Source organism: Pseudomonas sp. G5001, assembly GCF_013385475.1.
GTDB lineage: Bacteria > Pseudomonadota > Gammaproteobacteria > Pseudomonadales > Pseudomonadaceae > Aquipseudomonas.
Genome location: NZ_JACAPZ010000016.1, coordinates 135,820 through 147,492 on the forward strand (window position 1 = coordinate 135,820; position 11,673 = coordinate 147,492).

The window sequence follows — 11,673 nt, forward strand, 5'->3', positions numbered from 1 at the left end:
GTGTCGAAACGCGCGTTATCAACCGACCAGGCCGGTTAACAGCGTCTTCAATTGTTGGGCGACGGCGTAGCTGTTCTGCTGCTGCTGTTTTTTGCAGAACAACTCACAACTCCACCACCCGGCGTAACCGGTGGCCTTTACCGCGGCGGTCCACTCGACCAGGTCGAGCACGCCGCTGCCGGTGGGCACATCGCGCAGCACTTCCTCATTCGGAATACCGCCTTCGAAGGCCAGTGAGTCGCAGACATGCACGCCGTAGATCACGTCCTTGTCGAGCCGGGCGACGTCCGCAGGGGTCACGCCGCTGGTAAAGCAATGCCAATAGTCGATCACCATCTTCACGTTGCTGCGCCCGGTGCGTTCAATCAACTGCAGTTGGTGATCCAGGGTGTTGAGTGGCGTCCAGGACAAGGCTTCGAGGTAGAGCAGCAGACCGTATTGCCGGGCCACATCGGCCAACTCCGCCAGGTTGCTTGCCGTGCGGGCGTACTGTTCGGCCTGATCCAGGCCCAGCAAGCCTGAGTAATGCAGGCTCTTGCCGGTCGCCTGAAAATCAATCACCGCCTGTACATTGATCGGACCGGTGAGGACTTGCACGCCTTTGGCGCCCACCAGATTGGCCAGCTCAAATAGCCGCCGGGCTTCCTTGAACAGGTCCTCGCGCTCGGCGCCCTGGCGTTCGATATCCCGCAGGTAGCCGATGCCGGTGACGGGCACATGCTTGAGCAGTGTTTGAAGCTCCGACTCGGTATAGCCGGCCTGCAGATACGCTTCCAGCTTGCCGCTGTTGATCTCCAGCGCGTCAAAACCCAGCGTCCGGGCGATGTCGATATCCATCGCCAGGGTCGAGTGTTTCGCAACGGTGGAATGCAGGGCGAGGACGTTATTTTGGGTTGCCATATGGCGCTCCTACGGTTGAACAGCGATCAGCCAAGGCACCAACGGCCAACGCCGCGGCGTCCAGCCGTGCCTGGGGCAAGAGGCCCTCGGCGACGGCGGCGACAATCGCCCGAACGATCTGCGGCACGTGGGGCATAGCCTTTGCGGAAATCAGTAATAAGTCGGCCCCGGCATTCAGCGCGGCCACTGCGACCTCGCCGAGGGACATCTGGCCGATGATTGAGCGGTGATCGAGGTCGATGGTCATGACCAGCCCCTTGAAGCCCAACTCCTGGCGCAACACGCCGATCAATTCAGGCGACACCGAGGCTGCCGTGGGCGGTGTGCACGCAGCGAATATCGCCGGGCCCATCATCACCGCATCGGCGCCAGCGTCGATCCCGGCCTGAAACCCGGGCCAGAAGGCCCGCAGTTGCTGCATGGACTCGCTGACCACCGCCGTTTCAGTCGACGGCTGCTGAAACAGCACCGGGTGCCCGGGGAAGTGCTTCAGGGTGCTGGCCATCCCGGCCCGCCGCACGCCGCGCACATACGCACCGACCATCGCCGCCGTCTGGTGGACATCGCCCGACAGCGTGCGCCCCGCCAGCCACACATTACGGCCGCCGACCACATCCGCCGTCGGCGACAGCAGCAGGTTGACCCCGGTCGCCCGCGCGGCGGTGGCGACCTTGAAGCACGCCTGTTCCAGCGCCGCACAATCCATCGCCCGGGCCACATCGGGCTCCGGCAGCGCCGGGGTCACCCCTTGCAAGCGGTGCACGGCGGAGATGTCGGCATCGGCTGCCAGCAGCAGCGGCCCACCCAGTTCGGTGGCCGTGCCGGTAAAACGCTGCCAGATGTCCAGGGTTTCGGTTTGCAGGCGGCTGGCGCTCATTTTTCCGCTGACGTATTCCTCTCCCGTCTCGCCAAACAACAGGCTGCGCCCGCCATTGCCGAGGAACCGACGCACGTCATCCGTCATCTGCACGTCCAGCAATACCGGGAACAGCACGCCGTAGGCCTTGCGGTCATTCGCGCTCATGGCTGGTTTCCTGGGTGGCAATTGCCAGTTGACGAACCTTGGCAGCGGCGTCCAACAGAACCTGGCGGTCCAGGGTGCCTTCGTGGACGGCGGCGACAATCGCCTCGGCGATGCTGTCCAGGCCTGACTCGCTGGACACCAGCAACAGGTGCGCACCGGCCACCAGGGAGGCTACGGCGGTATCGGGGATGGTGTTGCCGCGCAGGATCGACACGGCGTCCAGGTCATCGGAAATGATCAGGCCTTCGAAGCCGAGGGTGTCACGCAGTACGCCGATGACCTTCGACGAGGTGGACGCCGACTGCTGCGCATCAATCGCAGGAAACACCGCCGGGCCAGGCATGACGGCTTTTACGCCGGAGGCGATGACCTGCTTGAACACTTCAAGATTGTCATGCAGCAATTCCAGCGGCCCCGGCACGGTGGCTTCGGCAATGGCCGGATCGTGCTCGGTGACGTAGTGCCCGGGAAAGTGCTTGGCAGTGGCGATCACACCCGCGCGCTGCACCCCGCGGATAAACGCGCAGGACACTCGGCTGACTTCCACTGGATCCGCGCCCAGGTGCCGGTTGTGCAGCCATGGATTGACGCCGGTGACCACGTCCACGATGGGCGCCAGGAACAGATTCACACCCAGCCCGCGGGCCGCGGCGGCCATCTCGAAGCAACGTTGCTCGAGGTCCTCGGCGCCGAGGTCCTGGAGCTGCGCCCGGGTGGCGACCGCCGGGACCAGTTGGTGCAGGCGTTCGATTCCGCCGAGTTCCTGGTCTACCGCGATCAGCACCGCAGAGCCCGCCAGCGCCGTGGCTTCCTTGACGATACTGTTGAAATCAGCTTTGGACTCGGCCGCCTTGCGCGCCGGGCTCATGCCTCGGCCCACGTATTCATCCCGGGTTTCCCCAAGCAACAGGGACACACCACCACGGCTCAGGTAACGGCGCACATTGTCGTCCAGGTGCAAATCCCCGAATGCGGGAAGCAGTACCGAATACGCGGCGCGATGCAGTTCGCTTGACATTGTTTTTCCTCAACAGCGTTTGGGTGAGTCGTTGGATGCGCAGCGGTGCCACGCATGAAATCAATTACCGCGGGAAAGGCACCCAGGCCCGCTGCTGGTGGGATTCGAGGCTGGCCTGGGACAACAACACCCCGCGCACGCCTTCGTGAATATCCGGCAACGGGACGCTGGTCGCTGTGCGCCATTGCGCCCCGGCGTCCAGGGCCTCGGCGAAGTCGGCGTACAGCACGGCCAGCGCTTCCAGATAACCTTCGGTATTGCCCGCCGGCAAGCTGGTGAACGTCAGCGTCTGCGGCCTGTTGTCGGACTGGCCTCGCCGATAGATGCGGTCTGCAGCGTCAGTGGGCGTGAACAACAGGGTTTCCGGTGACTCCTGGCACCATTCGAGCGAAGCCAGGCTGCCGACGACCTTGAAGCGCAAGCCGTTGCGATGCCCGGGCGCGGCGAAACTGGCCCACAACAATCCATCCACGCCGCCGTCGAATTCCAGTTGCACCACGCAGGTATCGTCCAGGCCCCAACCCGGCACCACGCTGGTCAACTTGGCGTTGAGCTGGGTGCAGCGCTGCCCGGACAGAAACTCCAACAGGTTGAAGGCGTGGGTGCCGACGTCTCCCAGCGCGCCGGTGGGGCCGGCCTTTTGCGGGTCACCGCGCCACGCCAGGCTATTGCTCAAGCCGGACACGCCGGGGGCTAGCCACTCCAGCAGGTATTCGACGTACAGGAAGCGCAGCTCACCCAGCTCGCCGGCCTGGATGCGACTGCGGGCGTCCCTGACCATCGGGTAGCCCTGGTAGGTGTAGGTCAGCGCAAAAAATGTCCCATGGCGCTCGGCAAGGCTCGCCAACTCACGGGCTTCGTCAGGGTGGTTGACCAGGGGCTTGTCGCAGATCACCGGGATGCCCGCCTCCAGGAACAACCGGCACGGTTCGAAGTGCAAGTGGTTGGGCGTCACGATAACCACCGCCTCGATCGGGTCGGGGCGGCGAGACTCGGCGGCCGCCATGTCCTCGAACGACAAGTAGATACGTTCGGGTTCAATAGTGAGCGCTGCGCCCGCCTCGCGGCATTTATCTGCGTCGGCAGAGAATGCGCCGGCGACGATATCGAAGCGATTACACAGGCGCATCGCGGCGCGGTGGTAACTGGCGAAGTAAGCGCCCTGCCCGCCGCCGACCATGCCGACCTTGAGTCGCCTCTTTCCGGGAATGTCGCCGGTCAACCTTGCCATCGCCCAATCCTCCGCAAAAAGCATTGGCCCGAGTATCAGGGGTGACCGGTGTTTCCACCATTTCGCACCCTTGGCGATACCTGACGCGGACTGAAGCACTCCTGCGCAGCACGGGGTGTTACCCGTCGCTATCGAATGTGTTACTGGGCGGACCGCCACCGTCACGATTGACCCGTGAAAACCACAACGCACTGGCGCCGAACCTTCAGCAAAAGCGCTTACAATCTGACGCATTCAGTTATGCTCAAACTTCATGTTTGAACTTAAACAAACGGCATGAAAGATGCTTTGGTAATGATCGGAAGTTTCAAACGCTTAAACGGTTATTACGGTTATGCCCAAGGTTATTCGATAACTGCGCTATAACTTTAATAACTGGCGCCTTAACCCAGCCAAGTACATCGAGATAATAATGCCCAGCCGCCCGGATTCATCGCCCCTGTCATTAGCCGCCGCCACCTCCCACCCCGAGCGACAGCAGGCGCGCAGCGACTTGCAGGCCAATGTGCAAAAGAATCTGAGCACGCTGGTGGAGTCCTGCCGGTCGGTGGCCGACATGTGCCGCAAAGTTGATGTGAACCGCCAGCAGTTCAACAAGTACCTGGTGGGCCAGCACGTGCCGTCGCAGAAGATTCTGCAAAAGATCGGCCGCTATTTCATGATGGAAGCCGAAGACCTCTTCCGCCCGCCCGCCGAGTTCAAGAAGTTCTATGAAGGCTATGAAAACGAACTGCCGACCGGCTTGCGGGCTTCGGAGCAGTTCAATCATTTCCTGCCGCTGGCCAAGCAGTCGGCTGACGTGCTCGAAGACTATCTGGGGGTGTATTACCGCTACCACAATTCATCGATCTACAAGGGCCGGATCCTGCGTTCGGTCACCTGCCTGTACCGCGCCGACTCGATGGTGCAGTACGTCACCGTCGAGCGCTTTCCGCTGCGCGATGGCAGCGGCAAGATCGGGTATTCATTCACCTACCACGGGTTCTGCCTGCTGCTGGGCGATCGCCTGTTCATGGTGGATTTCGAAGGCAAGCAACGTAACGAAATGACGTTCTCGATCCTGACGCCGCAGCATCGTCGGCCGATCCGTTTTCTCTACGGGTTGGTGACGGGTGTGGCGTCGTCCTCGTTCCGCCAGCCCTTCTCCACGCGCATGGCGCTGGGACTGGTGGACAAGGGCAAGATCCGCAAGCATCACTTGCGCAATGCAACGGTGCTGTTGCCCAGCGACCAGTCGATCCCGCTGGACGTACGTGAATACATGACCGGCGACAACGCCACCATTGTCTGGGGCGGTCAGGACTGAGGGACCTGCAGGGGCTGGCGTGCCGTCATCATTTCAACCAGCGACGGGCCCTTGCTGTTGAGGGCTTTGACGAGGGTCGCGCTGAGTTGTGACGCGTGTTCGACGCGCCAGGCTTCAAGGCCGAAGTTTCGGGCGATGCCGGCGAAGTCCGGGGCATAGGGTTTGCCATCCGGCAGGTTGAATTCACCGGCCCGGTGCTGCTCGATGGGCGACGTCTGTACGTCGCCCAGGGCTTCGTCACCGTTGCTGTTGAAGACCAGGAATACCACCGGAATGCTGTGCATCACGCACACGGCCATCTCTTGCATCGACTGCAGGAAATCCCGGCTGCCCACCGCACAGACCACCTGGCGGGCGGGCATGGCGAGCTTGGCGCCGATAGCCGCCGGGACGGCCCAGCCGAGGGTGGCGGGGTTGCCGGCGCACAAGTGCCTGCCGGGGTAATGCACCGGGAACATCTTGCGGGCCATGGGCTGGGTGGGGCCGCTACCGAAGACGAGGATGGCGTCGTTTTCCAGCACGGAGGATGAGGCGCGGCCTTCGCGCAGTACGCTGATTTTACGCGGGGTGGGTTGGGGTTCTGCACGCAGGGTGGCGGGTTGCAGGCTGGCGTTGGTGGAGGCGCCTTGGAGGGCGTCGTCAATGGACAGGCTGACAGGGCCGGGATGGGCGCTCAGCATGGTGTCGAAGGCTTGGCGCAGGGCTTGGGGTAGCTGTTGTAGTGTCGAAACCGTCGCGTGATCTTTCATGACGTTGGCGGCTATCGTTTCGGGCTGGGCGTTACTGATGACCAGCAGCGCGCAGGCGTCCTGGTGCGCGGTGGCGAGGGCTCCCAGGGCTGAGGGGATGCCCAGGGGGCCCGTGAGTACGACGGCCATGGGGCGACCGCACGCACGGTAGTAGCCGTCGGCGAGGTGCACGGCGCTGTGGGCCTGGATGACGTGGATAAAGGGGATGTCGGTGCCCGGGGTCAGCAGCGCTTCCACCAGGGCCCGGGCGCCGTCGCCCGGGGGCCCGGCTACGTAGTCGACACTGTTGGCCTTGAGTGCCTTGGCGATGATTTGGCCACCTGTGAATTTCACTCGATACTCCAGCGAATGCGCGGCGTCTGGGCCGGGATCAGGCTTGGAGTATTCGCCTGGTGCGGGGTGGGCTCAATTTCGCACCTTGGGTAAAAGAGACGCAGATTGACGCAGATATTGGGGCTCACTACAGCACAGCGGCCTACAGGCCGGCTTGAGTGTTAGAAGCCAAATCAAAAGCTAAAGCGGGCACGGTCAAATGTGGGAGCTGGCTTGCCTGCGATGGCATCGCCCAGGTGTGTCTGATGTACCGAGTTGTCTGCATCGCAGGCAAGCCAGCGCCTACAGAAAAGCCGCTCTGCTTTTGCTCTGGTTTCTAACCTGCAGGTCGGCTTTCAGGCCGCCGTGCTCTTGCTACGGATCCCCCCCCAGAAACCCCTGGGCCCCCACGTGCGCCGCTTAGGTCACTCCAATGCGTCAGAGTGCGTCGCTTTTAACCCCCCTGCGAAATTGAGCCCCCCGCCTCCCCGCTCAATACTCAACCCATGAAAACAACAAGCCGAGCCTATCAAGCGCTGGGCGCACCGCTTCAGGCCCGCAACACCCTGCAGCCCGGAATAAGCGTGCGTCGCCCCGCCAAGGAAGAGTCAATCGGAACAGTGGAGGCCTTACCACCCTCCCCAGCAGCATGGAATCAATGCTGGCCATAACACTGCCGATCCAACTGACTGCATACAAAAGGACGCACCTGGCATCGACACCAGGCCCATGCCTTGCAAGTCGCTCAACATTTGCACCCACCACCCAGGCAGGAACTCGAAATGAAAAAAGAAATAGAGACGGGTTATGGTTTGACCGGCATTGACTTCAATTCCCTCAGCTTGAAACGACGCTCGTTCCTGCTGGGCGCTGCCGCCTCTGCCGCAGGCTTGTACCTCGGCTCGTTCGTGCCCAGCGCATTTGCCGCCACCACCGGGCACCTGGAAATCCTCGGCTGGGAAGGCGAAACCGGCGACGCCGAACTCGCCGACTGGCGCAAGCAACGCAACGTTACCGTGCGCTCCAGTTATGCCAGCAACCAGGACGACATCACCGCCCGGCTGGCAGGCTCCGATCCAGTGCAGCTCGACCTGACCATGTACGCCTTGGGCTACGAAAAGATCTATCAGGAAATGGGCCTGCTCAAGGCCATCGACACCACGAAGATCCCCAACTATTCCGCCGACAATACCCTCGCGCTGTTCTACAAGGGCAGCCGTTGGTACTGGAACGGCAAGCAATGGGGCATCCCGTTGCTGTGGGGGATGAACACCATCATCTACAACCCCAAGAACGTCAAAAAGCCCACCCAATACACCGACCTGCTGGACCCCAAGCTCAAGGGCAAGTTGACCTTTGTCGATGACGGCACCTCGAACTGGTCGCTGATCGCAACTATCGCCGGCTACGGCGACAAGTACCCCAACCTGACCCGCGCCGAATTCAACGACGCCTTTGAAAAACTCAAGCCGTACCGTGATCAGTGCCGCGTGTTCGCGGCCTCGTCGGGTGACGCGGTATCGCTGCTGGTATCGGGTGAAGTGGACGCGGTGTTCTCGGCCTCCGCCAACACCCCGAGCGAAACCATCAAGCGTGGCGTGACCACTGCCCTGTCGGTGCCCAGCGAAGGCGCAGCGCTGTGGTGCGATGCGTTGTTCATCCCGAAAACCGCCAAGGATATTCCCCTGGCCCTGGAGTTCATCAACAAGACCCTGGAGCCCGATACCCAGGCCAAGATGGCAACCACGATGTTCTCCGGCGTGGTCAACCCCAAGGCCGTGCCGCTGCTGCCGGAGGACCTGAGAAACACCTTTGACTACGCGAACCTCGACAGCTTCTTCGAGAAATCCAAACTCTATGGCCAACCGCCCCTGAGCTCCGAAAAGTATGTGACCTATGCGGAATGGATCGATCAGTGGGCGAACTTCAAAGGCTCGTTCTAGAGCGCTTGGCACGCCGGCGCTGGCAACCGTGGGGTGGGTGTTCATCAACACGCGCCCCACGGGTCAACGCGCCCTGACTCTCGAATAAAAACGCAAAGGCAACCTCATCATGACCGTAGTCAACAACACCGAGTCCATGCCCCTGGACGACGGCGATTCAAGGGTCGGTAAACACGTGAAGATGGATAAGAGAACCCTCAGCGGGTATTGGCTGGCGTCGCCGCCGTTGCTGTTTCTGGTGGTGTTCTTTCTGGTTCCGTCGGCACTGTTGCTGATTGCCAGTTTCTGGACCGCCAAGACCTTCAGCATGGAGCCCGCCGCCACCCTGGCCAACTATGCCAAGGCCCTGAGCGCCAGCGGGTTTTATGACTCGCTGTGGATCGCCCTGCAAAACGGCTTCTGGACCGCCCTGCTCTCCACCGTGATCAGTGCGCCGGTGGCCTATTACATCGTGTACCGCACACGCTCCAACGCCGTGTTGTACCTGGCGTTGGTGTCGTGGTTTTCCAGTTACCTGGTACGGGTCTACGCATGGCGCTCGATCCTGGGCACCAACGGCGTGATCAACTCCACCCTGCTGCACTTCGGCCTGATCGACCAGCCGCTGGAGTGGCTGGTGTTCAGCAAGTTCGCCGTGGTGCTGACCCTGGTGCACATCATGCTGCCTTTCACTCTGTTGCTGCTGGTGTCGGGCCTGCGGGACATCAAGAAGGACTACCTGGAGGCCGCTGCCGACCTGGGCGCCGGCGGTGTCACCATTCTGTGGCGGGTGATCATGCCGATGGCCCACAAGAGCATCGTCAGCTCCTTCATGTTCACCTTCGTGCTGGCCGCCAGCGACTACGTCACCCCGCAACTGCTGGGCGGCCGGGATGCGATGACCACCGGGCTGGTGATCGCCAACCAGTTCCGCTCGGTAGGTAACTGGCCACTCGGTGCGGCGATGGCTTATCTGCTGTTGATCGTGTTCATGCTGGTGTACGCGTTGCTGCTGGGGGTGTTGCGCGCAGCCAACCTGGCACCCGGCAAGCGTTACCACGACTGACTGCCGCTCATAAAAAAGGTAACTCGCCATGATCCGGTTATTCACTTACGTCTACATGTTGTTCCTCTACGCGCCCATCGCGATTATCGCGCTGTTCAGCTTTCACTCGTCCGCCTCGCTGTCGTTCCCGTTCGAGGGTTTTTCCACGCGCTGGTACGAGGCGCTGTTCAGCAGTTCAGACTTCATGACAGCCCTGACCAACAGTGCGATCGTCGCCGCCGGTTCGGCGATTCTCACCACGCTGCTGGGCACGTTCTCGGCCCTGGCGCTGATGCGCATGAAAGGCCGGGTGAAAGCGGTGTTCGCGTTCATGAACTTCGCCCCCATCGCCTTGCCCGGTTTATTTTTGGGGATTGCACTGGTGATTTTCTTCTCACTGGTCGGCCTGCCCCGCTCGCTGCTGACGGTGATCATCGGCCACACCCTGTTCACCTTTCCGTTCTTCGTGGAGTCGGTGCGCTCACGGCTGGAGTATTTCGACCTGTCGTTCGAGGAGGCCGCGCGTGACCTCGGCGCCTCGCCCCTCAAAGCGTTCTGGCTGGTGACGCTGCCGATCATCGGGCCAACCATCGCCGGCGCCGCGATCCTCGCGGTGGCGCTGTCGATGGATGAATTCCTGATCACCGTGTTCGTCACCGGCAGCGACACCACGCTGCCCCTCATGATTCTTTCGATGATGCGCCGCGCCGTCAGCCCCACCATCAATGCCGCCTCGGTATTCATGCTGGTGGTGACCATCGCCATCATCGCCATTGCCGGCCTGGTCATGACCTTGCGTCGTCGCCGCCTCGAACTTGAACGTGCTGAAACTGCAGAGTAATCACCATGACCAACAGTATTGAACTGACCGGAATTTCCAAGAGCTACGGCAACCTCACTGCCCTGGGCAAAGTCGACCTCACGGTAAAACGCAACGAGATCCTGACCCTGCTCGGCCCCAGTGGCTGCGGCAAGACCACCCTGATGCGGATCATTGCCGGCTTCGAAGAGCCCACCACCGGCAAAGTGGTGATCGACGGCAAGGACTCCACCGCCCTGGCGCCTGAACACCGCCCGGTGAATATGGTGTTCCAGAAGTACGCGCTGTTCCCGCACCTGGACGTGTTCGACAACGTGGCCTTCGGGTTGCGTTTGAAGAAGAAGCCCAAGGATGAGATCAAGCGTGAAGTGAACAAGGCGCTGGAACTGGTGCAACTGGAAAGCTTCAAGAGCCGCTGGATCTCCGAGCTCAGTGGCGGGCAGGCGCAACGTGTGGCCCTGGCCCGCGCGCTGGTGAATCGCCCGGCGGTGTTGCTGCTGGACGAGCCGCTGGCGGCCCTGGACCTGAAGATTCGCCATCACATGCTTAACGAGATCAAGCGCATCCACGAAGAGACTTCCACCACGTTTGTGTATGTGACTCACGACCAGGACGAAGCGATGATCTTGTCGGACCGTGTGGTATTGCTGAACAAGGGTGGCATCGAGCAGATCGGCGGGCCGCAGGAGATGTATTGGTCGCCGCGCACGTTGTTTGCCGCCAGGTTTTTCGGCGATACCAATATCGTCAACGGCACGTATGGGCTCGGTGGCGTGGTCGAGTTGCCGTTTGGGCGTTATGCCCACACCGCTAAAAGCGGCGTGGGTGCAGGGCCGGTGAATGTGTCGATCCGGCCTGAAACCATCGGCCTTGAGCCGGCTCTGGGCGCCGCACTGGCCGACGGTGCGTTTGCCGGGAAGGTCAAGGACACTTCGTTTATCGGTAATCGGGTGATCTACCGCGTGGAGGTGGCCGGTGGCACGCTTGATCTCAAATGCCAGCAACTGCCGACTCCCGGCAGCCACGCACTGCCGCCGGGTACGAACGTGGCGTTGACCTGCAAACCGGAAAGCTTTGTGGTGATTCCGGTCTGAAGGGGTTGAACATGGGGCCTGGCTGAAGCAGCCGAGGTTCATTTTTACGCTGGATCATGCGCTCTTTCACGGGAGGCTGGTCTGGCGTTTTTTTTGCCCGGGGGGAAGAGAGTAATGGTCGGTTTTATTGAGCGGGAAGTGGGCCCTCCGGTAAGTCTAGATTTACCGGGGGCCCGTGCCGGGCTGACCATCTCATTAGGGCTCTGCCCCGCCTGTCGGCGCCTCGCCTAGGCTCGGCGTTCCCTCACTCCG

10 protein-coding genes are annotated in these 11,673 nt (G+C 61.7%); 5 read left to right on the forward strand and 5 right to left on the reverse strand.

Going from position 1 to position 11,673, the window contains the following annotated elements; translation table 11 throughout:
- Nucleotides 1-18: 18 nt before the first annotated feature.
- From HX805_RS14840 to HX805_RS14855, 4 genes are all read right to left on the reverse strand, one after another.
- Nucleotides 19-900 carry a sugar phosphate isomerase/epimerase gene (locus HX805_RS14840; RefSeq protein WP_134326921.1) on the reverse strand — a complete coding sequence of 294 codons (882 nt, stop codon included), beginning with the start codon at nucleotides 898-900 and terminating at the stop codon, nucleotides 19-21.
- Nucleotides 884-1,924, reverse strand: coding sequence for a glycoside hydrolase family 3 N-terminal domain-containing protein (locus HX805_RS14845; protein WP_134326922.1), 1,041 nt, complete (start codon nucleotides 1,922-1,924; stop codon nucleotides 884-886). The genes HX805_RS14840 and HX805_RS14845 overlap by 17 nt, the downstream gene beginning before the upstream one ends.
- Nucleotides 1,911-2,942 carry a glycoside hydrolase family 3 N-terminal domain-containing protein gene (locus HX805_RS14850; RefSeq protein WP_177116984.1) on the reverse strand — a complete coding sequence of 344 codons (1,032 nt, stop codon included), beginning with the start codon at nucleotides 2,940-2,942 and terminating at the stop codon, nucleotides 1,911-1,913. Before HX805_RS14850 ends, HX805_RS14845 begins: the two co-directional genes overlap by 14 nt.
- A gap of 64 nt (nucleotides 2,943-3,006) precedes the next feature.
- Entirely contained in the window at nucleotides 3,007-4,173 is a 1,167-nt protein-coding gene (locus tag HX805_RS14855; protein ID WP_177116985.1) for a Gfo/Idh/MocA family protein, read from the reverse strand.
- Nucleotides 4,174-4,612: 439 nt separating this feature from the next.
- Here HX805_RS14855 and HX805_RS14860 point away from each other — a divergent pair, with 439 nt between their 5' ends.
- Nucleotides 4,613-5,479, forward strand: coding sequence for a helix-turn-helix transcriptional regulator (locus HX805_RS14860; RefSeq protein ID WP_032899479.1), 867 nt, complete (start codon nucleotides 4,613-4,615; stop codon nucleotides 5,477-5,479).
- On the opposite strand, the gene HX805_RS14865 is transcribed toward HX805_RS14860, so the two are convergent.
- Nucleotides 5,470-6,561: a thiamine pyrophosphate-dependent enzyme gene (locus HX805_RS14865; protein ID WP_177116986.1), complete on the reverse strand. Its 1,092-nt coding sequence runs from the start codon at nucleotides 6,559-6,561 to the stop codon at nucleotides 5,470-5,472. The two genes, HX805_RS14860 and HX805_RS14865, sit on opposite strands and share 10 nt — an antisense overlap.
- Before the next feature lie 761 nt (nucleotides 6,562-7,322).
- Here HX805_RS14865 and HX805_RS14870 point away from each other — a divergent pair.
- From HX805_RS14870 to HX805_RS14885, 4 genes are all read left to right on the forward strand, one after another.
- A complete protein-coding gene (locus tag HX805_RS14870) occupies nucleotides 7,323-8,483 on the forward strand; it encodes a PotD/PotF family extracellular solute-binding protein (protein ID WP_177116987.1) in 1,161 nt (386 codons plus the stop codon).
- Nucleotides 8,484-8,592: 109 nt separating this feature from the next.
- The gene (locus HX805_RS14875) at nucleotides 8,593-9,528 is read left to right on the forward strand and encodes an ABC transporter permease (RefSeq protein ID WP_008430156.1); all 936 of its coding nucleotides are present in this window, start codon (nucleotides 8,593-8,595) and stop codon (nucleotides 9,526-9,528) included.
- A gap of 28 nt (nucleotides 9,529-9,556) precedes the next feature.
- The gene (locus HX805_RS14880) at nucleotides 9,557-10,348 is read left to right on the forward strand and encodes an ABC transporter permease (RefSeq protein ID WP_008430153.1); all 792 of its coding nucleotides are present in this window, start codon (nucleotides 9,557-9,559) and stop codon (nucleotides 10,346-10,348) included.
- A gap of 5 nt (nucleotides 10,349-10,353) precedes the next feature.
- Nucleotides 10,354-11,421, forward strand: a complete 1,068-nt coding sequence (locus HX805_RS14885) for an ABC transporter ATP-binding protein (protein WP_008430152.1) — start codon at nucleotides 10,354-10,356, stop codon at nucleotides 11,419-11,421.
- The last annotated feature ends 252 nt before the right edge of the window (nucleotides 11,422-11,673 follow it).

Coding starts and splice junctions, on each gene's coding strand:
- HX805_RS14870 (WP_177116987.1), top strand. CDS start 7,323: ATGAAAAAAGAAATAGAGACGGGTTATGGTTTGACCGGCATTGACTTC.
- HX805_RS14875 (WP_008430156.1), top strand. CDS start 8,593: ATGACCGTAGTCAACAACACCGAGTCCATGCCCCTGGACGACGGCGAT.
- HX805_RS14880 (WP_008430153.1), top strand. CDS start 9,557: ATGATCCGGTTATTCACTTACGTCTACATGTTGTTCCTCTACGCGCCC.
- HX805_RS14855 (WP_177116985.1), bottom strand. CDS start 4,173: ATGGCAAGGTTGACCGGCGACATTCCCGGAAAGAGGCGACTCAAGGTC.
- HX805_RS14840 (WP_134326921.1), bottom strand. CDS start 900: ATGGCAACCCAAAATAACGTCCTCGCCCTGCATTCCACCGTTGCGAAA.
- HX805_RS14885 (WP_008430152.1), top strand. CDS start 10,354: ATGACCAACAGTATTGAACTGACCGGAATTTCCAAGAGCTACGGCAAC.
- HX805_RS14850 (WP_177116984.1), bottom strand. CDS start 2,942: ATGTCAAGCGAACTGCATCGCGCCGCGTATTCGGTACTGCTTCCCGCA.
- HX805_RS14845 (WP_134326922.1), bottom strand. CDS start 1,924: ATGAGCGCGAATGACCGCAAGGCCTACGGCGTGCTGTTCCCGGTATTG.